This window comes from Variovorax sp. Root411 (genome assembly GCF_001425205.1).
Lineage (GTDB): Bacteria > Pseudomonadota > Gammaproteobacteria > Burkholderiales > Burkholderiaceae_C > Variovorax.
In genome coordinates this window covers 190093-213322 of record NZ_LMDW01000019.1, presented here as the reverse complement: position 1 = coordinate 213322, position 23230 = coordinate 190093, and the positions used below count along the sequence as shown (strand labels likewise).

The 23230-nt window shown below is 66.7% G+C and carries 22 protein-coding genes; 13 read left to right on the top strand and 9 right to left on the bottom strand.

Features of this window, described 5'->3' with window-relative positions:
* The first annotated feature begins 3 nt into the window (after positions 1-3).
* Positions 4-951 (top strand): YihY/virulence factor BrkB family protein, encoded by a 948-nt coding sequence (locus ASC92_RS23995; RefSeq protein ID WP_007830662.1) that lies wholly within the window; start codon positions 4-6, stop codon positions 949-951.
* On the opposite strand, the gene ASC92_RS23990 is transcribed toward ASC92_RS23995, so the two are convergent.
* Positions 899-1657, bottom strand: a complete 759-nt coding sequence (locus tag ASC92_RS23990) for a 3-hydroxyacyl-CoA dehydrogenase (protein ID WP_056520749.1) — start codon at positions 1655-1657, stop codon at positions 899-901. The two genes, ASC92_RS23995 and ASC92_RS23990, sit on opposite strands and share 53 nt — an antisense overlap.
* Positions 1658-1787: 130 nt before the next feature.
* Positions 1788-2339 carry a phasin family protein gene (locus ASC92_RS23985; protein WP_056520747.1) on the bottom strand — a complete coding sequence of 184 codons (552 nt, stop codon included), beginning with the start codon at positions 2337-2339 and terminating at the stop codon, positions 1788-1790.
* Between the two features lie 183 nt (positions 2340-2522).
* Here ASC92_RS23985 and ASC92_RS23980 point away from each other — a divergent pair, with 183 nt between their 5' ends.
* Positions 2523-2966 carry an acyl-CoA thioesterase gene (locus tag ASC92_RS23980; protein ID WP_056520745.1) on the top strand — a complete coding sequence of 148 codons (444 nt, stop codon included), beginning with the start codon at positions 2523-2525 and terminating at the stop codon, positions 2964-2966.
* Here the strand turns inward: ASC92_RS23980 and ASC92_RS23975 are convergent.
* Together ASC92_RS23975 and ASC92_RS23970 are read right to left on the bottom strand one after the other, a co-directional pair.
* Entirely contained in the window at positions 2956-3396 is a 441-nt protein-coding gene (locus ASC92_RS23975; RefSeq protein WP_056520743.1) for a hypothetical protein, read from the bottom strand. The genes ASC92_RS23980 and ASC92_RS23975 overlap by 11 nt on opposite strands.
* 40 nt (positions 3397-3436) lie before the next feature.
* Complete coding sequence (locus ASC92_RS23970; RefSeq protein ID WP_056520741.1) at positions 3437-3670, bottom strand: CsbD family protein; 234 nt, start codon at positions 3668-3670, stop codon at positions 3437-3439.
* Positions 3671-3852: 182 nt separating this feature from the next.
* On the opposite strand from ASC92_RS23970, the gene pncB reads away from it, so the two are divergent.
* The 5 genes from pncB to ASC92_RS23945 are packed head-to-tail and all read left to right on the top strand — an operon-like array spanning position 3853 to position 10066.
* Positions 3853-5073, top strand: coding sequence for a nicotinate phosphoribosyltransferase (gene pncB / locus ASC92_RS23965; protein ID WP_056520739.1), 1221 nt, complete (start codon positions 3853-3855; stop codon positions 5071-5073).
* A 34-nt stretch (positions 5074-5107) separates the two neighbouring features.
* Entirely contained in the window at positions 5108-6520 is a 1413-nt protein-coding gene (locus ASC92_RS23960) for a sodium:proton antiporter (protein WP_056520736.1), read from the top strand.
* A gap of 11 nt (positions 6521-6531) precedes the next feature.
* Positions 6532-7518, top strand: coding sequence for a 2-hydroxyacid dehydrogenase (locus ASC92_RS23955; protein ID WP_056520735.1), 987 nt, complete (start codon positions 6532-6534; stop codon positions 7516-7518).
* A gap of 20 nt (positions 7519-7538) precedes the next feature.
* Complete coding sequence (locus tag ASC92_RS23950) at positions 7539-8906, top strand: DNA recombination protein RmuC (protein ID WP_056520733.1); 1368 nt, start codon at positions 7539-7541, stop codon at positions 8904-8906.
* The gene (locus ASC92_RS23945; RefSeq protein ID WP_056520732.1) at positions 8903-10066 is read left to right on the top strand and encodes an MFS transporter; all 1164 of its coding nucleotides are present in this window, start codon (positions 8903-8905) and stop codon (positions 10064-10066) included. Before ASC92_RS23950 ends, ASC92_RS23945 begins: the two co-directional genes overlap by 4 nt.
* Positions 10067-10075: 9 nt before the next feature.
* On the opposite strand, the gene ASC92_RS23940 is transcribed toward ASC92_RS23945, so the two are convergent.
* From ASC92_RS23940 to earP, 3 genes are all read right to left on the bottom strand, one after another.
* On the bottom strand, positions 10076-10939 hold the full coding sequence (locus tag ASC92_RS23940; RefSeq protein ID WP_056520975.1) for a TIGR00730 family Rossman fold protein: 864 nt from the start codon (positions 10937-10939) through the stop codon (positions 10076-10078).
* A gap of 133 nt (positions 10940-11072) precedes the next feature.
* Positions 11073-11627 (bottom strand): elongation factor P, encoded by a 555-nt coding sequence (gene efp / locus ASC92_RS23935; RefSeq protein WP_007830687.1) that lies wholly within the window; start codon positions 11625-11627, stop codon positions 11073-11075.
* A gap of 153 nt (positions 11628-11780) precedes the next feature.
* Positions 11781-12869: an elongation factor P maturation arginine rhamnosyltransferase EarP gene (gene earP, locus ASC92_RS23930; protein WP_056520729.1), complete on the bottom strand. Its 1089-nt coding sequence runs from the start codon at positions 12867-12869 to the stop codon at positions 11781-11783.
* Between the two features lie 75 nt (positions 12870-12944).
* On the opposite strand from earP, the gene ASC92_RS23925 reads away from it, so the two are divergent.
* Entirely contained in the window at positions 12945-14369 is a 1425-nt protein-coding gene (locus ASC92_RS23925) for a M20/M25/M40 family metallo-hydrolase (RefSeq protein ID WP_056520727.1), read from the top strand.
* A 51-nt stretch (positions 14370-14420) separates the two neighbouring features.
* Here ASC92_RS23925 and ggt read toward each other — a convergent pair whose 3' ends face one another.
* Positions 14421-16469, bottom strand: coding sequence for a gamma-glutamyltransferase (gene ggt / locus ASC92_RS23920; protein ID WP_056520726.1), 2049 nt, complete (start codon positions 16467-16469; stop codon positions 14421-14423).
* Between the two features lie 141 nt (positions 16470-16610).
* Between ggt and uvrC the strand changes: the two genes are divergently transcribed.
* From uvrC to ASC92_RS23905, 3 genes are read left to right on the top strand one after another with little or no spacing between them, the layout of a single operon-like run.
* Positions 16611-18575: an excinuclease ABC subunit UvrC gene (gene uvrC / locus ASC92_RS23915; protein ID WP_056520724.1), complete on the top strand. Its 1965-nt coding sequence runs from the start codon at positions 16611-16613 to the stop codon at positions 18573-18575.
* Between the two features lie 47 nt (positions 18576-18622).
* Positions 18623-19189, top strand: coding sequence for a CDP-diacylglycerol--glycerol-3-phosphate 3-phosphatidyltransferase (gene pgsA / locus ASC92_RS23910; protein WP_007830693.1), 567 nt, complete (start codon positions 18623-18625; stop codon positions 19187-19189).
* Positions 19186-20073, top strand: a complete 888-nt coding sequence (locus ASC92_RS23905) for a DMT family transporter (RefSeq protein WP_056520722.1) — start codon at positions 19186-19188, stop codon at positions 20071-20073. The genes pgsA and ASC92_RS23905 overlap by 4 nt, the downstream gene beginning before the upstream one ends.
* Before the next feature lie 18 nt (positions 20074-20091).
* Here ASC92_RS23905 and ASC92_RS23900 read toward each other — a convergent pair whose 3' ends face one another.
* Positions 20092-21051, bottom strand: coding sequence for a LysR substrate-binding domain-containing protein (locus tag ASC92_RS23900; protein WP_082519700.1), 960 nt, complete (start codon positions 21049-21051; stop codon positions 20092-20094).
* A 71-nt stretch (positions 21052-21122) separates the two neighbouring features.
* Between ASC92_RS23900 and ASC92_RS23895 the strand changes: the two genes are divergently transcribed.
* Both ASC92_RS23895 and ASC92_RS23890 read left to right on the top strand, forming a co-directional pair.
* Complete coding sequence (locus ASC92_RS23895; RefSeq protein ID WP_056520973.1) at positions 21123-22043, top strand: alpha/beta fold hydrolase; 921 nt, start codon at positions 21123-21125, stop codon at positions 22041-22043.
* Positions 22040-23125, top strand: a complete 1086-nt coding sequence (locus tag ASC92_RS23890) for a tartrate dehydrogenase (RefSeq protein ID WP_056520719.1) — start codon at positions 22040-22042, stop codon at positions 23123-23125. The genes ASC92_RS23895 and ASC92_RS23890 overlap by 4 nt, the downstream gene beginning before the upstream one ends.
* Positions 23126-23230 lie beyond the last annotated feature (105 nt).

Genomic DNA, 23230 nt, shown 5'->3' with positions numbered 1-23230 from the left:
CGCATGACGATGCCCAAACCCCTGCAACACATCGCGCCGCTGCTGCGCCACCCCCTGCGGTTCGCCTGGGACGCGCTCAAGGAATTTCGCGCCAACCAGGGCCTGCTGCTCGCGGGAGCGGTGGCGTACTACGCCCTGCTGTCCATCGTACCGCTGCTGATCGTGAGCGTGATTGCGCTGTCGCACGTCATCGAGCAGGCCGAATTGCTGCGCACCATCGGGCGGTACCTCGAATGGCTGTTGCCGGGGCAGTCGAAAGCCATCGTGGCCGAGCTGTCGAGCTTCCTGGACCATCGCGACGTGCTGGGGCCGGTGCTGCTGGTGACCATGATCTTCTTCAGCTCGCTGGCCTTCAGCGTGCTCGAAAGTGCCATGGCGGTGATCTTTCACCACCGCAAGGCCGATCACAAACGCCACTTCCTGGTATCAGTGGCCATGCCCTACGTCTACATCCTGTGCCTGTGCGTCGGGTTGCTGCTCGTCACGCTGGTGTCGGGCGCGCTGCAACTGGTGGGGCAGGAAAGCGTCGATCTGCTGGGACGCAGCTGGTCGCTGTCGGGTGTTTCGGGGCTGCTGCTGTACCTGCTGGGGCTGGGGGGCGAGATCTTCATGCTGACCTCGCTCTACCTCGTGATGCCGGCCGGGCGCATGTCGCTGCGCCATGCGCTGCTGGGCGGCGTGACAGCCGCGCTGCTGTGGGAGGCCACGCGGCGCGTGCTGATCTGGTACTTCTCGACGCTGTCGCAGGTCAACGTGGTCTACGGCTCGCTCACCACGGCCATCGTGGTGCTGCTGAGCCTGGAAATCGCCGCCACGCTGGTGCTGCTGGGCGCCCAGGTGATCGCGAACTACGAGCGCCTGGACCGCACCGGCAGCACGAAGCCGCCGAAATCCGCTCTCAGCGGGGAGCCAATCGAATCGCTCCGTCCAGACGAATCACCTCGCCGTTGAGCATGTCGTTCTCGATGATGTGCTTCGCGAGCTTCGCGTAGTCCTCCGGCGTGCCGAGGCGCGAAGGGAAGGGCACGCTGGCGGCCAGGGCGTCCTGCACTTCCTGCGGCATGCCGAACAGCATGGGCGTGCCGAAGATGCCGGGGGCGATGGTCATGTTGCGGATGCCGCTGCGCGCGAGGTCGCGGGCGATGGGCAGCGTCATGCCGACCACGCCGCCCTTCGAGGCGCTGTAGGCAGCCTGGCCGATCTGGCCGTCGTAGGCCGCGACCGAGGCGGTCGAGATCAGCACGCCGCGCTCGCCGGTGGCTTCGGGCTCGTTCCTGCCCATGGCGTCGGCCGTCAGGCGGATCATGTTGAAGCTGCCGAGCAGGTTGACCGTGACGGTCTTGCTGAACACGGCGAGCGCGTGCGGGCCGTTCTTGCCCACCGTCTTCTCGGCCGGTGCAATGCCGGCGCAGTTGACAAGGCCGACCAGCTTGCCGAGCTTGAGCGCGGCGGCCACCACGGCCTGGCCGTCGGCTTCCTGGCTCACGTCGCACTTGACGAACGCGCCGCCGATCTCGCGCGCGACGGCTTCGCCCTTGTCAGCCTGCATGTCGGCGATCACCACCTTGGCGCCATTGGCCGCCAGCATGCGCGCCGTGCCTTCGCCGAGGCCCGAAGCGCCACCGGTCACGATAAAAACCTTGCCGTCGATCTGCATGGAGAGTCTCCTGAAATAAGACCCGCATTATCGAAGAGGCCCGCCAGACGAAAAAAAGGCCTCGTCGTGAGACGAGGCCCTGAATTGGATCCGTGAGGACCCAAGGAGACAACTGGTGGTGGTCGCCAGCTTAGCGCTTGCGCGAAGCGGTTGCGGTCTTTGCGGCGGCAACGGCTTGCGTCGACACGGCATTGAAGTTGGCTTCGGCGACGTCCGATGCTTGCTTGACGGCCTTCTGGACCGATTCGAAAGCGTTGTTGGCGGCAGCCACGGCGCTCTTCAGGACGGCAACGGCGGTTTCCGAACCGGCGGGGGCGTTCTTGGAAGCGCTGTCGACCAGGCCGACGAAGGCTTGCTGGGCTTCCGAGGCCTTGGCTTCGAAGGCCTTGGTGAACTCGGCGCCGGTGCCTTGGGCGATGTCGTACAGGTGACGGCTGTAGGCAGCGGTCTTTTCAGCCAGGGGCTGGAACAGGCTGGCTTGCAGCGTCAGTAGCTCTTGGGCGTCCTTGACGCTCAGGGCGGCCTGGGCGGTGCTCTGGGCTTCGACCAGGGCAGCCTTCGAGGCGGTCACGTTCAGTTCGACGAGCTTCTCGACGCCTTCGAAAGCCTTGGTGGTCAGGCCGAAGAGGGTTTCGAGGTTTGCCTTTTGGGCGGCGAGGATTTGGTCAGCGGTCAGGGCCATTTGGGATCTCCAGAAGGGATGATTGAGTGGTCGGTTCACGTTGCGCTGTCTCGCCGTCTATGTTGCGGTGCAGCATGGCCTCAAGTATAGGCAGCTGAGTTTTGCGATCAAGGGTTTTTTGCTGCTGCGCAGCAATTTAGAAGCCGTCTTCTAAATTCGGCTTCCCGGGCAAAATGCCGCGCGATGAGCGCTCCGACCAAACCTATCCCCCAGGCCCGCGGCAGCTACCGCGCTTTTCGCAGCATCCCCACGCGCTGGGCCGACAACGACATGTACGGCCACGTCAACAACGTCGTCTACTACAGCTGGTTCGATACGGCGGTGAATGCGCTACTGATAGAGCGCGGCGCGCTCGACATCCACGAGGGCTCAACCATCGGCTTCGTGGTGGAGACGCAATGCCACTATTTCTCGCCCATCGCCTTCCCCCAAACGGTGGAGGCGGGCGTCCGGGTGGCGCAGGCGGGCCGGTCAAGCGTGCGCTATGAAATCGCGCTGTTCGCCGAGGACTCGGACACCGCCGCTGCGCAGGGCCACTTCATCCACGTCTACGTGGACCGCGTCACGCAGCGCCCGGTACCGCTACCCGAGGCGCTGCAACGCGTGGTCGATTCGCTCAAGGCTTGACCGGCGTGGGCCGCTCCGAAGTTCCGGCGGTCTTCTTCATTGCCTTGATGTCGGCCTTGCCCTGGGCTTCGTCCGCCTTGGCCTGCTTCACGCAGGCGCTCTTGGCATCGCCCTTCTGGTCGTCGCACTTTTCCTTCGCGACTTCGTAGGTGGCCTTCACCTTTTCTTCAGCCACGTTGCGGGCGTGGCTGTCGCTCGGCTGGTACTGCTGCTCCAGCTCGGCCTTGGCGACGTCTTCCTTGCCCTTGGCTTCCTTCTGGCAGACGTCCTTGGCGTTGTCCTTCATCGTGTCGCACTGGGCCTTCGCGACCTTGTAGTCGGCCTCGATCTTTTCCTTGGCGACCTTGTATTCGTCCTTGGTCATGGCGCTGGCCTGCGTGGCGATGAAGCAGGTGGAGGCGAGGGCCAGCATGAGGAGATGCTTTTTCATGGGATGTTTCCTTCGGGAGTGGATGAAATTCAGGAGCCGCTCAATAGCGTTCGAACCAGAGCGCGTCCGGCGTGCGGCCATCGCGCGATTCCCAATCCTTGACCTGTTTCTCGGCTTCTTCGCGGCTGATGCCGTGGCGCTCCTGGATGCGGCCGAGCAGCTGGTCGCGCTTGCCGGCGATGACGTCGAAGTCGTCGTCGGTCAGTTTGCCCCATCGCTCCTTGACCTTGCCCTTGAGCTGTTTCCAGTTGCCTTCGATGGTGTCCTTGTTCATGCGAACCTCCTTTGACTTAGACCGGGTTGATGCGGCGGGCCGTGTGCTCGCCGTAGAGTCACTGTCATCGGGGGGATTCACCCTCACGGTAGGACGTGCAGTTCAGGCCCCGTAGGCAGAGGCCGACTCACCCCGTGATAATCGAACGGACGCCGAAAGTTTGAGACACCGCGCACAGCACCATGATCATTCACAGCCTGCTCGACACCGACCTCTACAAGTTCACGATGATGCAGGTGGTCCTGCATCACTTCCCCGGGGCCCGGGTCGAGTACCGCTTCAAGTGCCGCAACCCGGGTGTCGACCTGGCGCAGTTCGCCGGACAGATCCGGGACGAGGTGCGCAGCCTGTGCTCGCTGCAGTTCCGCGACGCCGAGCTGGCCTACCTGCGCTCGATGCGCTTCATCAAGAGCGACTTCGTCGACTTCCTCGGGCTCTTCCGGCTCAACGAGAAGTACATCAACATCGTTCCCCAGCCTTCGGGCGAACTCGAGATCCGCATCAAGGGGCCGTGGCTGCACACCATCCTGTTCGAGATCCCGGTGCTGGCCATCGTCAACGAGGTGTACTTCCGCAATACGCAGAAGAAGCCCGACATCGAGGAAGGCCGCCGCCGCCTCGAAACCAAGATCGCCCAGTTGCAGGACGCCGGCCTCTCCGACCTGAAAATCGCCGACTACGGCACGCGCCGCCGCTTCTCCAAGGACTGGCACGAAGAGGTGCTGCGCACGCTGACCGCCCGCCTCGGCGCCGTCACCTCGCCGCCGGTGCAGGCGCCGCCCGGCACGCGGCTGCCGCAGCTCGCGGGCACCAGCAACGTGCTGTACGCCATGAAGCTCGGCCTGATCCCGCTGGGCACCATGGCGCACGAATACCTGCAGGCCTGCCAGGCGCTCGGCCCGCGGCTGCGCGACAGCCAGATCTTCGGCTTCGAGAGCTGGGCGCGCGAGTACCGCGGCGACCTGGGCATCGCGCTGTCCGACGTGTACGGCATGAACGCGTTCCTGCGCGACTTCGACATGTACTTCTGCAAGCTCTTCGACGGCGCCCGCCACGACAGCGGCGACCCGTTCCAGTGGGGTGAGCGCATGCTGGCGCACTACATCGCCAACCGGGTCGATCCGCGCACCAAGACGCTGATATTCAGCGACGGCCTCACCGTGCCGCGCACCATCGAGCTCTACCAGCAGTTCCGCGGCCGCTGCCAGCTGGCCTTCGGCATCGGCACCAACCTCACCAACGACCTGGGCTACGAGCCGCTGCAGATCGTCATCAAGATGATCCACTGCAATGACCAGCCGGTGGCCAAGCTGTCGGACACGCCATCCAAGAACATGTGCGAAGACGAAAAATACCTGGCCTACCTGCGCCAGGTGTTCGAAATCGAACAGCCCCCGGCCTGAAGCTGTACTGACCCCTCTGGTACGGTACGGCCCCATGAAAAAGCCTCTTCGCCTCGCGGCGGCCGTGCTGCTGCCGCTGATGTTCCCCGCAATGGCGATGGCCGCCGAGTTCGACGGCACCGTGCTGTCGCCGCTGTGGGGTGTGCCGTTCGCCGGCATCCTGTTGTCGATCGCGCTGTTCCCGCTGCTGGCACCGGCCATCTGGCACCACCACTACGGCAAGATATCGGCGGCCTGGGCACTGGCCTTCCTGCTGCCCTTTGCCGCGGCCTACGGGGCGCCGCTGGCGGGTGCGCAACTCGTGCATGCGATGGTGGAGGAGTACATCCCGTTCATCATCCTGCTCACGGCGCTGTTCACGGTGGCAGGCGGCATCCACATCCGGGGCAACCTGCACGGCGCGCCGGGCCTCAATACCGCGCTGCTCGCCATCGGCGCGGTGCTCGCGAGCTTCATGGGGACCACCGGCGCGTCGATGCTGCTGATCCGTCCGCTCATTCGCGCCAACGACAACCGCATGCACCGGGCCCACGTGGTCGTGTTCTTCATCTTCATCGTTTCCAACGTGGGTGGCTCGCTCACGCCGCTGGGCGATCCGCCGTTGTTCCTCGGCTTCCTGAAGGGCGTCGACTTCTTCTGGACCGCGAAGAACATCCTGCCCGACACGCTCTTCGTCCTGGGCGTGCTGCTTGCGCTGTTCTACGCCATCGATCGCCATTACTACTTGAAGGAGGGCGTGCTGCCGGTCGACCCGACGCCCGATACAAAACGCATCGGCTTCGATGGCGCCATCAACTTCTGGCTATTGGGCGGCGTGATCGCCTTCGTGCTGCTCAGCGGCTTCTGGAAGTCGCCCGTCGGCTTCGACCTCTTCGGCACCCGGGTAGGCCTGCCGGGCCTGGTGCGCGACGTGGGCCTGATCGCCATCACGCTGCTCTCGCTGAAGATCACGCCGGCCAAGGTGCACGCCGACAACCAGTTCGAGTGGGGCCCCATGGCCGAAGTGGCCAAGCTGTTCGCGGGCATCTTCCTGACCATCATCCCGGTGATCGCGATGCTCAAGGCCGGCACGCAGGGCCCGTTCGGTGCCATCGTCTCGGCTGTGACGCGCGCCAATGGCCAGCCCGATCCGGCGATGTACTTCTGGGCCACCGGCGTGCTCAGTTCGTTCCTCGACAACGCGCCGACCTACCTGGTGTTCTTCAACACCGCGGGCGGCGACCCGGCCGCGCTGATGACCACCTACGCCACCACGCTGGCCGCCATTTCGGCGGGCGCGGTGTTCATGGGCGCCAACACCTACATCGGCAACGCGCCCAACCTCATGGTCAAGGCCATTGCCGAAAGCCGCGGCGTGCGCATGCCGAGCTTCTTCGGCTACATGGCGTGGTCGATGACCATCCTGGTTCCACTGTTCGTTCTTTCCACCTTCATCTTCTTTCGCTGAGTGCAAATATCATGAGCAAGCCCAAGATCCTGGTCGCGCGTGCGATCTTTCCCGAGACCATCGAGCGCCTGTCGCAGCATTTCGAGGTCGAGTCGAACCAGTCCGACGAAAGCTGGAGCAAGGAACAGCTGATCGCGAAGCTGCAAGGCAAGCAGGGCGCCTTCACCACCGGCAGCGAGCGCATCGACGCCGCGGTGCTCGACGCCTGCCCCGGCCTGAAGATCTGCGCCAACATGGCGGTGGGCTACAACAACTTCGACGTCGACGCGATGGCCGCGCACGGCGTGCTCGGCACCAACGCGCCCGACGTGCTGACCGAGACCACGGCCGACTTCGGCTTCGCGCTGCTCATGGCCACGGCGCGCCGCATCACGGAGAGCGAACACTTCCTGCGCGCGGGCAAGTGGCAGAAGTGGAGCTTCGACATGTTCGCGGGCTCGGACATCCACGGCTCGACGCTCGGCATCATCGGCATGGGCCGCATCGGGCAGGGCATTGCGAAGCGCGGCGCGCACGGCTTCGGCATGAAGGTGGTCTATCACAACCGCTCCAAACTCGACGCGACGCTCGAAGCCGAATGCAAGGCCAGCTACCTGAGCAAGGAGGAGCTGCTCAAGACGGCGGACCACGTGGTGCTTGTGGTGCCTTATTCGCCGGCCTCGCACCACACGATCGGTGCGGCCGAGATCGCGCTGATGAAGCCGACCGCCACGCTCGTCAACATCGCGCGCGGCGGCATCGTCGACGACGCGGCGCTGGCCACGGCCCTGCGCGAAAAGCGCATCGCAGCCGCCGGCCTCGACGTGTTCGAGGGCGAGCCCAAGGTGCACCCCGACCTGCTGACCGTGCCCAACGTGGTACTGACGCCGCACATCGCCAGCGCCACCGTGCCCACGCGCCGCGCCATGGCCGACCTTGCTGCGGACAACCTCATCGCGTACTTCGGCGGCAAGGGGCCGCTGACGCCCGTGACGCCTGTGCCTTCGGCCAGCAAATAAGCAGAGGCAGTACCGCAACCTTGGACGCTTCGCTGATCCTCATCGGACTGGCCGCACTCGCGGTCATCCAACTCGTGCTGGTGATCTGGCTGCTGGCCCGCCGGCAGCCCCCCTCCGACCATAGCGACGTGTTGCGCGTGCTGGCCGCCCTGGGCTCGGCCAACGAACGCACCGAGCGCGAACTGCGCCACGACATCGGCGAAAGCTCTCGCGGCGTGCGGCAGGAAACCGCGCAGGCCTTCGCTACTTTCCAGCAGGCGCTGGTGCAGCAGGGCGCCGAAGCCACGCGCACGCAGAATGCGCAGCTCGACGCGTTCTCCCTGCAGCTCGCGTCCTTGCAGAAGACGCTGGCCGACACGCTCAGCACACAGCTGCAGGGTTTGAGCGAATCGAATGCGCGCCGCCTGTCCGAAGTGCGCGCGACCATGGAAACGCAGCTCGCACAGCTGCAGCAGACCAACGCCGCCAAGCTCGACGAGATGCGCAAGACGGTCGACGAGAAGCTGCAGAGCACGCTCGAGGCGCGCCTCGGCGAGAGCTTCAAGCAGGTGGCCGACCGGCTCGAGCAGGTGCACAAGGGGCTCGGCGAAATGCAGACGCTGGCCGTGGGCGTCGGCAGCCTGCAGCGCGTGCTGACCAACGTGAAGACGCGTGGCGTTTTCGGCGAAGTGCAGCTCGAGGCGCTGCTCGAACAGGTGCTCACGCCCGACCAGTACGCCAAGCAGATCGAGACCAAGCCGCGCAGCGGGCAGCGCGTTGATTTCGCGATCCGCTTTCCGGGGCGCGGCGAGGACGGTGCGCCGGTGTGGCTGCCCATCGATGCCAAGTTTCCGCGCGACGACTACGAGCGGCTCGTCGATGCGCACGAACGCGCCGATGCCGTGGGTGCCGACCTGGCGGCCAAGGCGCTCGAAGCGCGCATCCGCACCGAGGCCAGATCGATCGCCGATAACTACCTCGCCGCACCGCACACCACCGATTTCGCCATCCTCTTCCTCCCGGTCGAGAGCCTCTATGCCGAGGTGCTGCGCCGGCCCGGCCTGATGGATGCCATCCAGCGCCAGCACCGCGTGACGCTGGCCGGCCCGACCACCTTGCTCGCGATGCTCAACAGCCTGCACATGGGCTTTCGCACGCTCGCGCTGGAGCAGCAGGCCTCCGAAGTCTGGAAGGTGCTGGGCGCGGTGAAGACCGAGTTCGAGCGCTACGGCGAATGGGTCGCGCGCATCAAGGAGCAGGTGGCCAAGGCCTCCGACACGCTCGACAAGGCCGACACGCGCGCCAAGCAGATGCGCCTGGCGCTGCGCAAGGTCGAGGCGCTGCCCGAGGCGCAGTCGCAGGCTTTGCTGCCGCCCACCGCCGACAGCGAGGGCGAAGAAACCCCGTGAAAGGTTCCGAACTGCTGCGCGTGATCGGTGCCCAGGTGTGCCTGCACGCGACGATGGCCGGCATGCGGCTCGCCACGCCGCTGCTGGCGCTGCAGCAGGGCTACAGCGCCGCGGCGGTCGGCCTGCTGATCTCGCTGTTTGCGCTGACGCAGGTCTTTCTGGCCTTGCCCGCCGGACGCTTTGCCGACCGATATGGCTTCAAGCGGCCGCTGTGGCTGTCGGTCATTGCGGCAGTCGTTGGCGCGGGGCTCGTGGTGATCTTCCCGATCTTTCCGGTGATGTGCATTGCAGCCCTGCTGACAGGCGGCGCCACGGGTGCGACGGTCATCGCGCTGCAGCGGCACGTCGGCCGCTCGGCCACCGACGCAACGCAGCTCAAGCGCGTGTTCAGCTGGCTCGCCATCGCGCCGGCCGTGGCCAATTTCGTCGGGCCCTTCCTGGCCGGCATGCTGATCGACCATGCGGGCCGCTCGCCCGCGGACATGCTCGCGTTCCGCATCTCCTTCGCGGTGATGGCGGCGCTGCCCATCCTCTGCTGGATGCTCGCGCGCGGCGCGCACGAGCCGCCGCCCGCCGCGCCCGTGCCGGGCGCTACGCCGACCCGCGCCTGGGACCTGCTGCGCGAGCCGATGTTCCGCCGCCTGCTGTTCGTGAACTGGCTGCAGTCGTCGAGCTGGGACGTGCATGCCTTCGTGCTGCCGGTGCTGGGGCACGACCGGGGCATCAGCGCCTCGGTGATCGGCTCGATCCTCGGCGCCTTCGCGATAGCAGCGGCGGTCGTTCGCGTGGTGCTGCCTGTGATCGCCTCGCGCGCTTCGGAGCGCAGCGTGATCCTGAGTTCCACGGCCGTCACGGCGATGGTGTTCGCGGTCTATCCGCTGCTGGACTCGGCCCTGAGCATGGGCGTGTGCTCGGTGGTGCTCGGCTTTGCGCTGGGCGCCGTGCAGCCGATGGTGATGAGCATGCTCCACCAGATCACGCCGCACGCCCGCCACGGCGAGGCACTGGGCCTGCGGCTCATGACCATCAACGCGTCGAGCGTGGCGATGCCGATGCTGTTCGGCTCGCTCGGCGCGCTGATCGGCATCGGGGGCGTGTTCTGGGTGGTGGGAGGCGTTGTGGCGCTCGGCGCGCGCGCCACATGGGGCCTCAAGGTCTGAAGAGCGAGCCTAGAGCTTGTAGAAGCGCTTGATTGCGCTCCATGCGTCGTCGGGCGCGTCGACGTATTCGAAGAGCTTCACGTCGCCCGGCGAAATCACGCCCTCGTCGACCAGGAAGTCGAAGTCGATCATCCGCTTCCAGTAGTCCGAACCGAATAGCACGATCGGCACCGGCTTCGACTTCTTCGTCTGCACCAGCGTGATCACCTCGAACAGCTCGTCGAGCGTGCCGAAGCCGCCCGGAAACGCCACCAGCGCCTTCGCACGCATCATGAAATGCATCTTGCGGATGGCGAAATAGTGGAACTTGAAGCTCAGCGCTGGCGTGACGTACGGGTTGGCTTCTTCTTCCATCGGCAGCGCGATGGCCAGGCCGACCGAGAGGCCGCCGCCTTCGTGCGCGCCGCGGTTGGCCGCCTGCATGATGCCGGGGCCGCCGCCGGTGCAGACGAAGAGCTTGTCCTGCGGTTCCTTGTCGTTGCTGTACTGCGCGACCAGCTTGCCGAAGGCGCGCGCCTTCTCGTAGTAGTGCGAATTGCGCGCCAGCCGGCGCCAGCGCTCGGATGCCACGGCGTCGCCAGCGGCATCGGCCTGCGCGATCATGGCGGCGGCGTCTTCCTCGCTGCGAAAGCGTGCGCTGCCGAACACCACCACCGTGTTCTCGATGCCATGGGCGCGCTGTTCGAGATCGGGCTTCATCAGCTCGAGCTGCATGCGGATGCCGCGCGTCTCGCGGCGCAGCAGGAACTCGGGGTCGGCGAAGGCGATGCGCGAGGGATCGGGGTCGAGCGGGAGGCCGTGGTCCGCGTGGGACTGGAGCGTGGCCCAGGCATCGGCCAGGCGTTTGTCGTGAAGGTCGTGCGTGTTGTTCATGAAGAAACCAGACAGATGGATCCCGGTGATTGTGCAACGTTGCAATCGCCGTGCCCATCAACGAAAAAGGCTCCTTGCGGAGCCTTTCGGGGGTGTCATCCGGTAAGCCCAGGCCTGGGCCTGGGCAGCGGGCTCAGACGCGCTTGCGGTATTCGCCGGTGCGCGTGTCGATTTCGATCTTGTCGCCTTGCGACACGAAGAGGGGCACGGGCACTTCGAAGCCGGTGGCGATCTTGGCGGGCTTGAGCACCTTGCCCGAGGTATCGCCCTTGACGGCGGGTTCGGTCCAGGTGATTTCGCGCTCGACGCTGGTCGGCAGTTCGACCGAGATGGCCTTGCCGTCGTAGAACACCACTTCGACGGCCATGCCGTCTTCGAGGTAGTTCAGGGCGTCGCCCATGTTCTCGGCTTCGACTTCGTACTGGTTGTAGTCGGCGTCCATGCAGACGTACATCGGGTCGGCGAAGTAGGAGTAGGTGCAGTCCTTCTTCTCGAGCACGATCTGGTCGATCTTGTCGTCGGCCTTGAAGACCACTTCGGTGTTGAAGTTGGCGATCAGGCTCTTCATCTTCATGCGCACGGTGGCGGAGTTGCGGCCGCCGCGGCTGTATTCGGTCTTGAGGACGACCATCGGGTCCTTGCCGTGCATGATGACGTTGCCGGCGCGGATTTCTTGAGCGATTTTCATAACAGGGTCTCTGGATGTTGGCCGCTCGGTGCACGGGGCTGTCGGCGATGCTTGCCGGCATTGTTGGCCCCGCGGTACAGGTCCCGCGGCAGGTTTAGCGGAGAGCATCTCGAATCGTTGAGATCCGGGCCGAAATCCGCAAAGCCCGCTATTTTAGCTTTTTTGGCCGATCAGTTTCCGCAGTTGCGTGACCAGATCGTCCTGGGCGAGCAGCCGCGTGCGGGCGTCCAGCGCCGTTTCGAGCCACGGGCCCTGTGTTTCAGGCAGCGGCAGGGCACCGTCGACGAAGCCGTTCCAGGCGTGGTGGAAAAGCCGCAGCGAGGGCGGGGCGCCGAGCCAGTCCAGCCAGGCGTTCAGCTTGACGTGGTGGGCGTCGTCGTCCTGCGGGTAGATCTGCCAGACCAGCGGTGCGCCGGCCCAGAGGGCGCGCACCAGCGAATCTTCGCCGCGCACGAGATTCAGGTCGCAGGCCCAGAGCAGGTGATCGAAATCGGGCTGCGTGAGGTAGGGGATATATGAAATTGATAGCGCACCGCCCCCGTGGGACCATGGGGCGCCCCCAAAAAAAGCCTGGACCGCCTGCGTGGCGCGGCCCGCCGTCACCAGCAGGCGCGTAGGTTCCGGGCCTTGGGCCAGCCGGGTCAGCAAGGCGGCCAGGGCAGGCGGTTCGTAGCAGAAGAGGGAAATCAGGCGCTCGCTGCCCTGCCACGGAATCTGTTTTGCGGCCAGCCACTGCGAGCGGTCGAAGCGCGTGCGGCGTTCCATCAGGTCGGGCTCGCGCAGCAGCCCGCCCGTGGTGGGAGTGAAGCCCGGATAGAAAAAGCGCTTGGTCAACCCGGCGCCGGGCCCTTTGAACACCGGCGACGGCAACCCGTGCAGCCGCTCCACATAGGGCTCGGCCGACAGGTACTCGAGATTGATCCACGCCAGGCCCGGCCTTTCGGCGAAGCGGGCGATCAACTCCGGCGCCGGCTCGCAGCCGAAGGCTTCTATCAGCACGTCGGGCGCCGGCCTCGCCACGGCAGCCTGAAGCGCAGCGGCGTCGAGCCAGTCGATCACCTCCACGCCGTCGCGGCCAGCGAGAGCCTCGGGTGCCATCCAGCGCAGCGCCGCCGCATCGTCGATCCACAGCCGCGCGCGTTCGCCGAGCGCGGCCAGTTGGCAGGCCAGCCGCCAGCAGACGCCGAGGTCGCCGTGGTTGTCGATGACCCTGCAGAAGATGTCCCATTGCCTGGATTGCATGGCCGCGAGTGTGCCCGTGTTCTCTGGAGGTGCTTGCTATGCTGTCCGGCACAACCACCACCGGAGAGAGAACCCATGAGGATGAAGACCTTCCGTGCCGCGAGAACCGTGCTCGCCGTCTCACTGGCCCTGTGCGGCATGACCGCTGCCATGGCGCAGACCCAGACCCCGCCGACCCTCACGCCGCAGCAGCAGCGCTTCCACGACATCTACAAGGAGTTGATCGAGATCAACACCAGCCATTCGGTGGGCGACAACACGGTGGCCGCGCGCGCCATGGAAAAGCGCTTGATCGAATCAGGCTTCGCACCGGGCGACATCCAGATCTTCGAACCCTTCCCGAAGAAGGGCAACCTGGTGCTGCGCTTCAAGGGCGACGGCAGCAAGAAGCCGCTGCTGTTGCTGGCCCACATCGACGTGGTGGAGGCCCGGCGCGAAGACTGGAAGACCGACCCGTTCAAGCTGCAGGAAACCGGCGGCTACTTCACCGCGCGTGGCGCCATCGACGACAAGGCGATGGCCTCGGCGCTGGTCTCGGTGATGGGGCAGCTGAAGCAGGAGGGCTTCAAGCCCAGGCGCGACATCATCCTGGCGCTGACGGCCGACGAAGAGCGTGGCGATGCGCTCAGCAACGGCGCCTTCTGGCTCATCAACAACAAGCCCGAGTTGCTGCAGGCGGAGTTCGGCATCAACGAAGGCGGCGGCGGCGAACTGCGCGGCGGCAAGCCCAACCTGCACCGCATGCAGGTGGCCGAGAAGATGTACACCACCTATATGCTGGAGGTGCGCGACGTAGGCGGCCACAGCTCGGTGCCGACCAAGACCAACCCGATCTATGCGCTGTCCGCCGGCCTGGAGCGGCTGGGCAACTTCAGCTTCCCGGTGAAGCTCGCGGACGTCACAAAGACCTACTTCGCGCGCAGCGCACCGTTCGCCACCGGCCAGTTGGCCGACGACATGCGCGCGGTGGGCGCCGGCAACCCCGACGCCGCGGTCATCGATCGCATGTCGGCCAACCCGGCCTACAGCGCGCAGTTCCGCACCACCTGCGTCGCGACGATGGTGCAGGCCGGCCACGCCGAGAACGCGCTGCCGCAATCGGCCAAGGCCACGGTCAACTGCCGCATCCTGCCGCACGACGATCCCGAGGAAGTGGAGCGCCTGCTGACCCAGGCGGTCGGCAACGACAAGATCGTGGTGCGCAACATGGGCAAGCCGCTGCGCAGCCCGGCGTCGCCGCTGAACGGCGATCTCGTGAAGACCGTGGAGTCGCTCACGCAGCAGATGTGGCCCGGCGTGCCCGTGGTGCCCGCGATGAGCACCGGCGCCACCGACAGCCGCTTCATGCGCAACGCGGGCATTCCGATGTACGGCGTGAGCGGCATATTCGTGGAGCCGTCCGATGCGCGCGCGCACGGGCTCGACGAGCGCATCGAGATCCAGCGGCTTTATGACGGCCGGGAGTTCCTGTACCGGCTGGTGTCGGAGCTGGCGAAGTAGGCGTGCTGAGGGGCGACGCCTGCGAACACCACTTCGTGCAGGCCAACGCCCTCAGGGCGCGAAGGTATCGCCCAGCACGATGCCTTCGCGCCGCGGGTCGGCGCCGCCGGTCAGCACGGTCTTGCCGCCGACGTTGGTGCGGATGATGGTGCTCACGCCGCTGGACTGCGCCGAGACAGACACCTTGTGACCCAGTCCGATCAGCCCGGCGACGAGCGGGTCGTTGAGGCCCGAGTTCGTCGCGTCGATGTTCGGATGCTCGCCGCCGACATTGGTGGTCGCGCTGTTGGAGGCACCGAAGTCGACCAGTGACGTGGCCTGCTGGGCGTCGAGCCCCCAGTCGAGCGCACCGACCAGCGTCTTCACGACGTACTGGATGATGGTGCCGCCGCCCGGCGAACCGGTGCCCATGACGAACTCGCCCATGCTGCCATCGGCCTGCTTCCTGAATACCAGCGTCGGCGCCATCGTGCTGCGCGGGCGCTTGCCCGGTGCGACGCGGTTGGCCACCTTGATGCTCGGATCGACCGTGTCGTTCGGGTTGGCCGAGAAATCGGTCAGCTGGTTGTTCAGCATGAAGCCCTGCGTCATGTGGAACGAACCGAGCGTGCTTTCAACCGTGGTGGTCATCACGACCACGTTGCCCTGCTTGTCGACGATGGTGAAGTGCGTGGTGCCATGCTCCTCGGTCTTGTCGATGCCCAGCGGCACCGCGCCCAGGTTGCCGGCCTGGGCAACGCCCATGCTCTTCGCCAGGCTGATGAGGCTGGCGCGGCTCTGCAGATAGGGCTTGTTGATCATGGTGTCGACCGAGCCGCCCGGCAGCGGGACGAAGTCGGTGTCGGCCACGTACTTGTCGCGGTCTGCGTACGCCAGGCGCTCGGCTTCGCTCACCAGGTGCACGCCCATCACGGTCGGCTTGCCGCCCTCGATGTCGATGGCGGTCGGCTTGTACAGGCCCATGTTGAAGGTCTCGAGGATGCCCAGGCTCGCCACCACCGCGATGCCCCCCGAGGACGGCGGCGACATGCTGCACACGTAGTAGTCGCGATAGGTGCCGCAGACCGGGTCGCGCCGCTTGGCCCTGTAGTTGGCCAGGTCGGCCAGCGTGGTCTTGCCGGGCGTGATGGCCGAGCCGTCGTTCGCGGCGGCCGTGACGCCGATCTTGTCGACGATGCCCTGGGCGATGTCGCCCGTGTAGAAGGCGTTGGCGCCTTGCGTCGCGATGGTGGTCAGCGTCTTGGCGTAGGCCGGGTTCTGCAGGCGGGTGCCCAGCGCTTTCGGCGTGCCGTCGGCGTTGAAGAAGTAGGCCGTGGCCTCGGCGTCGCGCTTGAGGCTGGCGGCCGACGACGAGATGGCGGCGGTCATGCGCCCGCCGATCAGGAAGCCGTCGGAGGCCAGCGTGATGCCGTAGCCGAAGAGGTCTTTCCAGGGCAGCTTGCCGTGGTCCTGGTAGGCGATGTCGAGCATGCGCACCGCGCCGGGCGTGCCGATCGAGCGGCCGCTGGCGCGCGCGCCGCCGGGCTTGGGCAGGCTGGTGTCGGTGGCGTCGTCGACGTAGCGCAGGTAGTTCTCGGTGGCCGCGGCGGGCGCGGTCTCACGGCCGTCGTAGGCCTGCACCTTCTTCGTCGCGGCATCGTAGTGGAGCATGAAGGCGCCGCCGCCCAGGCCGCTCGATTGCGGCTCGACCAGTCCCAGCACGGCCTGCACGGCCACCGCCGCATCGACGGCGCTGCCGCCGGCCTTCAGCACGTCGCAGCCGGCGCGCGTGGCCAGCGGGTGGTTGGCGACCACCATGTAATTCTTCGCGTAGACCAGCTTGTGGCCCGGCGCGTAGCCCGAGGCCGCCTCGGGCGCGGCCGGATCGCCGGCATCCCCCGAGCCGACCACCACGGAGGAATTGCCGGTCGAGGTGAGGCAGCCGTTGTCGGGTGCGGGCGGGGCAGGTGGCTGGTTGGCTGCGTTGATTGCGGCGATGGTTGCAAGAATCGTTGCCGTGTCTTGCGCGTCGTTGCGGGAGGCGCCGCCGCAGCCCGCGAGGCTCAGCGAAAGCGCGATGGGAGAGAGCGCCCACCAGGCGCGCCTGTTGTTCTTGTTCATGCAGATTTCCCGAATAGGTATGTTGAAAAACCCGGGCGCTCCTCGCGCCCGTGGCCATCTTCAGCAGGTTTCGTTCCAGCCGCGTCGGGGTTTGCGCGCAGGCGGGCGCCCGGCCGCGTGCCGCGCGCCACAATAGCCGCCATGTCAGACGTGCATTCCGATCAATTGCTCAGCGAAGTCGCGGCCCTGCCGCAGCTGCCGGGCGTCTACCGCTACTTCGACGCGGCGGGCGCGGTGCTCTACGTGGGCAAGGCGCGCAACCTCAGGAAGCGGGTCGCCAACTACTTCCAGAAGAGCCATGGCGGCACCCGCATCGGCCACATGATCTCGAAGATCGTGCGCATGGAAACCACGGTGGTGCGTTCCGAGGCCGAGGCGCTTCTGCTCGAGAACAACCTGATCAAGACGCTCAAGCCGCGCTACAACATCCTGTTCCGTGACGACAAGAGCTACCCCTATCTCAAGATCGCGTCGCACCAGTTCCCCCGGCTGGCCTACTACCGCGGCGCGGTCGACAAGAAGCACCGCTACTTCGGGCCGTACCCGAGCGCCTGGGCGGTGAAGGAATCGATCCAGCTGCTGCAGAAGGTGTTCCGCCTGCGAACCTGTGAAGACACGGTGTACGCCAACCGCACGCGGCCATGCCTGCTCTACCAGATCAAGCGCTGCAGCGGGCCGTGCGTCGGCTACGTCGCGCCCGATGCCTACGCGCAGGACGTGGCCAGCGCGGAGGCCTTCCTGATGGGCGACACGCAGCTCGTGCTCTCCAAGCTCGAACAGCGCATGACGACGCATGCCGAGAAGCTCGAGTTCGAGCAGGCGGCCGAGTTGCGCAACCAGATGTCCGCCATCTCGCGCGTGTTGCACCAGCAGTCGATCGAGATCGCGTCCGACAAGGACGTGGACATCCTGGCCGTGAAGGTGCAGGGCGGCAAGGCCTGCGTGAACCTGGCGATGGTGCGCGGCGGCCGGCACCTGGGCGACCGGCCGTACTTTCCCGTGCATGTGGAAGACGCGGCGCAGATCCACCACGGCGAACTCGACGACGAAGAGGAGGGTGGTCCGCCCGCCGCGGCCGATCCGATCGAGGTGCAGGTGCTCGAGGCCTTCATCGCCCAGCACTACATCGACGTGCCGGTGCCGGCCACGCTGGTGCTGAGCGAGCAGGTGGGCCGCGAGCTGATCGAGGCGATCTCGCTGCAGGCCGGCACGCGCGTGACGGCGGTGTTCCAGCCGCGCGAGCAGCGCCGGCACTGGCTCGAAATGGCCGAGACCAACGCCAAACTGCAGCTGGCCCGGCTGCTTGCCGAAGAGGGCTCGCAGCAGGCACGCACGCGCGCGTTGGCCGATGCGTTGGAGCTGGCGTCGGACGACCTCGACAACTTCCGCGTCGAGTGCTTCGACATCTCGCACACCGCGGGCGAGGCGACGCAGGCATCGTGCGTGGTGTTCGAGCACCACGCCATGCAGAACAAGGAGTACCGCCGCTACAACATCGAGGGCATCACGCCAGGCGACGACTACGCGGCCATGCGCCAGGTGCTGCACCGCCGCTACGGCAAGCTGGCCGAGGCGATGGCGGCCGAGACCGACGCCCTGCCTCCGGGCGACGCCGAGAGCGACGGCAGCGAGGCGCCGGTGAAGATCAAGGCCGCGCGCATGCCCGACCTGGTGCTGGTCGACGGCGGCAAGGGGCAGGTGTCGATGGCGCGCGAGGTGTTCAGCGAACTGGGCCTGCCGCTGTCGCTGATCGTCGGGGTCGAGAAGGGCGAGGGCCGCAAGGTCGGGCTCGAGGAACTGGTGTTCGCCGACGGCCGCGAGAAGGTCTACCTGGGCAAGGACTCGGCCGCGCTGATGCTGGTGGCCCAGATCCGCGACGAGGCGCACCGCTTCGCCATCACCGGCATGCGAGCCAGGCGCGCCAAGGTGCGGGTCGGCGGCAGCCAGCTCGAAGACATTCCGGGCATCGGACCGAAGCGGCGTGCGCGGCTGCTGCAGCGCTTCGGCGGCATCCGCGGCGTGGCCGCGGCGAGCGTGGAAGACATCGCATCGGTCGAGGGGATCGCCTCCGACCTGGCGGAGGAAATCTACAAGGCCCTGCATTGAGGGCGTGACCCCGCAGGGGGTTAATGCCGCCATGACACAATCAAGCGATGTTCTGGACCCTGCCGACCATCATGACCTGGACGCGCATCGTCGCGATCCCTTTGATCGTCGGCGTGTTCTACCTGCCGATCAGCGAGCCGATGCGCAACCTGATCGCCACGGTGATGTTCATCGTCTTCGCCGCCACCGACTGGCTCGACGGCTTCCTGGCGCGCCGGCTCAACCAGACTTCGGCCTTCGGCGCCTTCCTCGATCCGGTGGCCGACAAGTTCCTGGTGTGCGCCTCGCTGCTGGTGCTGGTGCACCTGAACCGGGCCGACGTGTTCGTGGCGCTGATCATCATCGGCCGCGAGATCGCCATCTCGGCGCTGCGCGAATGGATGGCGCAGATCGGTGCGAGCAAGAGCGTGGCGGTCCACATGATCGGCAAGGTCAAGACGACCGTGCAGATGATTGCCATTCCATTCCTGCTTTTTGACGGGCACCTGTTCCGGGTGATCGACACCGGCGTCTGGGGCCAGTGGCTGATCTGGATCTCGGCCGTGCTCACGATCTGGTCGATGGTGTACTACCTGCAGAAGGCCATTCCGGAAATCCGGGCCCGCACCAAATGACCGCGGCGGCCACGGCCCGCAGCGCGGGCTGGCTGCGGGCGATGCCTGCGGTCTTCGTGCTGATCTGGAGCACCGGCTTCATCGTCGCGCGCTACGGCATGCCGTATGCGCCACCCCTCAAGTTCCTGGCCGTGCGCTATGCGTTGTCGCTGGCCTGCTTCGGCGTGTGGGTCGCGCTCGCGCGGGTCGCGTGGCCGAAGCAGCGCGCGCAGTGGGGGCACCTGGCGGCCACGGGCATCCTGATGCAGGCCGGTTACCTGGGCGGTGTGTGGGCCGCGGTGCGGGAAGGCATGGGTGCGGGGCTGGTGGCACTGCTGGTCGGCATCCAGCCGGTGCTGACGGCGGTATGGCTGTCTTTCCACGGCGGCCGCATCTCGCAGCGGCAGTGGGCCGGGCTGGGGCTCGGTTTCGCGGGCCTGGTGCTCGTGGTGCTGCGCAAGCTCGGGCAGGGCGGCGAGGTGAGCGTGCTGACGATGGGGCTCACGCTGATGGCGCTGGTATCGATCACGGCGGGCACGCTGTACCAGAAGCGCTTTGTCGCGCCCTGCGACGTGCGCAGTGCAAGCGCGGTGCAGATGGCGGCTGCGCTGCTCGTCACATTGCCCTTCGCGGCGCTGGAGTCCGAGAGCATCCAGTGGAACCTGCACTCCGGCGGCGCGATGGCGTGGTCCGTACTGGCGCTGTCGCTGGGCGGCAGTTCGCTGCTCTACATGCTGATCCAGCGCGGCACGGCCACGGCCGTCACGAGCCTGCTGTACCTGGTGCCGCCCTGCACGGCCGTGATGGCGTGGCTGATGTTCTCCGAGCCGATAACGCTGGTGACGGTGCTGGGCATTGCGCTCACCGCGGTGGGCGTGAGCCTCGTGGTGCGCAACGGCCGCTGAGCGCCGGCGCTTTTCTCTTCAGCGCGTACCGGCCTTGCCCGGCTTCCAGGGCTCGCCGCGGAACTGTTCCACCAGGTGATCGACCAGCAGGCGCACCCGCCGCGGCGTCTTCGGCCGCCAGGGCGCGATCCAGTGGATGTCTGCTTCCGCCATCGCGTATTGCGGCAGCACGCGCACCAGTTCGCCGCTCGCGAGTTGGGGCGCGATGTCCCACAGGCTGCGCAGCATGACGCCATGCCCGGCCACGCACCAGTCGCGCACCATCTCGCCCGAGTTGCTGGCCAGCGGCCCCTGCACACGCACGCGCGCCGTGCAGCCGTCGCGCAAATGGCGCAGGGTCCAGAGTGCGTACTGGCGCTGGCTGGCATCGCCGTTCTCGCGCGCGACCAGGCAATCGTGCGAAGCCAGCGCCTCGACGGTGCCCGGCGTGCCGCGGCGCTTCAGGTAGGCGGGCGAGGCGGCCAGCACGCGCTGGTTGCGCGCGATGCGCCGCGAGACCCAGTCGGCCGCGCGGCGCTGCTGCACCGCCCAGAGCCAGACTGCGCCGTCGTAGGCCTCGGCGCCGAGGTCGGGCAGTTGCTCGGTCAGCAACAGTTCGATCTGCAGTGCAGGATGCCGCGCCTGGAAGGCGGCCAACGCCGGCCCCAGCCAGCGGCGGCCGAAGCCGAAGGTCGCGGCCAGGCGGACGGTGCCGGTCAGTTCGTTCTGGCGTTCTCCGAGTTCGCTTTCGAGCGCGGCGAAGCCGTCGAGCAGCGCTCTCGCATGCAGGCAGACCGCCTCGCCTTCGGCCGTGACGCTGAGCCGCCGGGTGGTGCGCTCGAAAAGACGCTGGCCCAGGCGCGCCTCCAGCGCACCCAGCCGCTTGGTGATGACCGAGGGCACGACATCGAGCGTGGCCGCCGCGCCCGCCAGGCTGCCCTGGTCGCGAATGGCCAGCACCAGTGCCAGGTCGCCGCGGTCCATCGAGAGAGGATTCATGCCATATCGGAAAGTATGAATTGGCTGATTGTTGCTTGATGATCGTCGGGGCGCAACGCACAATCGTTCGCGTGACGGCTTCCTTCCTCTCCTTTCCTACTTTCGACATCGAGCGCGATGGCGTGGGCATCCACGGCCGCATCGGCGGGCGCGGTGCTCCCTTGCTGCTGCTGCACGGCCATCCGCAGACGCATGCGATCTGGCATCGCGTGGCTCCGGCGCTGGCCGAGCGGTTCACCGTGGTCGCTGTCGACCTGCGCGGGTATGGCGATTCGGGCCGGCCGGCGGCCGACGCCGAACACGCGGTCTACAGCAAGCGCGAGATGGCGCTGGACGCGCTCGCCGCCATGCGGCACCACGGCTTCGAACGTTTCGGCGTTCTGGCGCACGACCGCGGCGCGCGCGTGGCGCACCGGCTCGCGGCGGACCATCCCGCCGCAGTCGAGCGGATGCTGCTGCTCGACATCGCACCCACGCTCGCGATGTACGAGCACACTTCCGGTGCCTTCGCCAAGGCCTACTGGCACTGGTTTTTCCTGATCCAGCCGCCGCCATTGCCCGAGGCGCTGATCGCGTCCGATCCGGTGCGCTACGTGCGCAGCGTGATGGGCGGGCGGCATGCCGGCCTCGCGCCCTTCGCGCCCGAGGTGCTGGCCGAGTACGAACGCTGCGCCGGCATCGCGGGAACCGCCGAATCCATCTGCGAGGACTATCGCGCCTCCGCCACCATCGATCTCGTGCACGACCGCGTCGACATCGCCGCCGGCCAGCGCCTGGCACAGCCGCTGCGCGTGCTGTGGGGCGAGCACGGCGCGGTCGGCAAGGCCTTCGACGTGCTCGCGCTGTGGCGCGAACGCGCCGCCGAAGTGTCGGGCCGCGCGTTGCCGTGCGGCCACTACGTTCCCGAGGAAGCGCCGGGCGAGTTGCTCGCCGAAGCGCAGGCATTCTTTTCACCTTTCACCCATCCCGAACGAGCAGGAGCCACACCATGAGCACCCACAGAATCGCAGTCATCGCCGGTGACGGCATTGGCAAGGAAACCATGCCCGAGGGCCTGCGCGTGCTCGATGCTGCTGCGCGCAAATTCGGCATCGACCTGAAGTTCGACCACTTCGATTTCTCGAGCTGGGACTACTACGAGAAGCATGGCCAGATGCTGCCCGACAACTGGAAGGACCAGATCGGCGGGCACGACGCCATCTTCTTCGGCGCGGTCGGCTGGCCCGAGAAGATCGCCGACCACGTCTCGCTGTGGGGCTCGCTGCTGATGTTCCGCCGCGAGTTCGACCAGTACATCAACCTGCGTCCCGCGCGCCTCATGCCCGGCATCATCGCGCCCGTGGTGCGGCGCGACGGCACGCCGCGCGAGCCCGGCGAGATCGACATGTACATCGTGCGCGAGAACACCGAGGGCGAGTACTCCAGCATCGGCGGGCGCATGTACCAGGGCACGCCGCGCGAGATCGTGGTGCAGGAAACCGTGATGTCGCGCATCGGCGTCGACCGGGTGCTGAAGTTCGCGTTCGAGCTCGCGCAGTCGCGGCCTAAGAAGCACCTGACCAGCGCCACCAAGTCGAACGGCATCTCGATCACCATGCCGTACTGGGACGAGCGCGTGGCCGAGATGGGCAAGAACTACCCGGGCATCAAGCTCGACAAGTTCCACATCGACATCCTCACCGCGCACTTCGTGCAGCGGCCCGACTTCTTTGACGTGGTGGTGGCGAGCAACCTGTTCGGCGACATCCTGTCGGACCTGGGGCCGGCCTGCACCGGCACCATCGGCATCGCGCCGAGCGCCAACCTGAATCCCGATCGCACCGCGCCGTCGCTGTTCGAACCGGTGCACGGCTCGGCGCCAGACATCGCCGGCAAAGGCATCGCGAACCCGATCGGGCAGATCTGGTGCGGCGCGATGATGCTGGAATTCCTGGGCCACAAGCAGGCGCACGACGCCATTCTTTCGACCATCGAGAAGGTGCTCGCGCCCCAAAGCGGAGCGCCGCGCACCCCCGACATCGGCGGAACGGCCAGCACCAGCGACGTGGGCAAGGCGATCGCCGCCGCCCTTTGAGCCGCCCTGGAAAAGGGCTTCACGAAACGCCCCTAGAATCGCGCGCTCCGCTGATCAGCATGGCTTCGTGTCTTATTGACACCCTGCAGACCAGTGGTTGTAATC

Bases quoted from the DNA above. Each gene is read 5' to 3' on its own strand.
- ASC92_RS23995 (WP_007830662.1), top strand. From the start codon at position 4: ATGACGATGCCCAAACCCCTGCAACACATCGCGCCGCTGCTGCGCCAC.
- ASC92_RS23990 (WP_056520749.1), bottom strand. From the start codon at position 1,657: ATGCAGATCGACGGCAAGGTTTTTATCGTGACCGGTGGCGCTTCGGGC.
- ASC92_RS23985 (WP_056520747.1), bottom strand. From the start codon at position 2,339: ATGGCCCTGACCGCTGACCAAATCCTCGCCGCCCAAAAGGCAAACCTC.
- ASC92_RS23980 (WP_056520745.1), top strand. From the start codon at position 2,523: ATGAGCGCTCCGACCAAACCTATCCCCCAGGCCCGCGGCAGCTACCGC.
- ASC92_RS23975 (WP_056520743.1), bottom strand. From the start codon at position 3,396: ATGAAAAAGCATCTCCTCATGCTGGCCCTCGCCTCCACCTGCTTCATC.
- ASC92_RS23970 (WP_056520741.1), bottom strand. From the start codon at position 3,670: ATGAACAAGGACACCATCGAAGGCAACTGGAAACAGCTCAAGGGCAAG.
- pncB (WP_056520739.1), top strand. From the start codon at position 3,853: ATGATCATTCACAGCCTGCTCGACACCGACCTCTACAAGTTCACGATG.
- ASC92_RS23960 (WP_056520736.1), top strand. From the start codon at position 5,108: ATGAAAAAGCCTCTTCGCCTCGCGGCGGCCGTGCTGCTGCCGCTGATG.
- ASC92_RS23955 (WP_056520735.1), top strand. From the start codon at position 6,532: ATGAGCAAGCCCAAGATCCTGGTCGCGCGTGCGATCTTTCCCGAGACC.
- ASC92_RS23940 (WP_056520975.1), bottom strand. From the start codon at position 10,939: ATGAACAACACGCACGACCTTCACGACAAACGCCTGGCCGATGCCTGG.
- efp (WP_007830687.1), bottom strand. From the start codon at position 11,627: ATGAAAATCGCTCAAGAAATCCGCGCCGGCAACGTCATCATGCACGGC.
- earP (WP_056520729.1), bottom strand. From the start codon at position 12,869: ATGCAATCCAGGCAATGGGACATCTTCTGCAGGGTCATCGACAACCAC.
- ASC92_RS23925 (WP_056520727.1), top strand. From the start codon at position 12,945: ATGAGGATGAAGACCTTCCGTGCCGCGAGAACCGTGCTCGCCGTCTCA.
- ggt (WP_056520726.1), bottom strand. From the start codon at position 16,469: ATGAACAAGAACAACAGGCGCGCCTGGTGGGCGCTCTCTCCCATCGCG.
- uvrC (WP_056520724.1), top strand. From the start codon at position 16,611: ATGTCAGACGTGCATTCCGATCAATTGCTCAGCGAAGTCGCGGCCCTG.
- pgsA (WP_007830693.1), top strand. From the start codon at position 18,623: ATGTTCTGGACCCTGCCGACCATCATGACCTGGACGCGCATCGTCGCG.
- ASC92_RS23905 (WP_056520722.1), top strand. From the start codon at position 19,186: ATGACCGCGGCGGCCACGGCCCGCAGCGCGGGCTGGCTGCGGGCGATG.
- ASC92_RS23900 (WP_082519700.1), bottom strand. From the start codon at position 21,051: ATGAATCCTCTCTCGATGGACCGCGGCGACCTGGCACTGGTGCTGGCC.
- ASC92_RS23890 (WP_056520719.1), top strand. From the start codon at position 22,040: ATGAGCACCCACAGAATCGCAGTCATCGCCGGTGACGGCATTGGCAAG.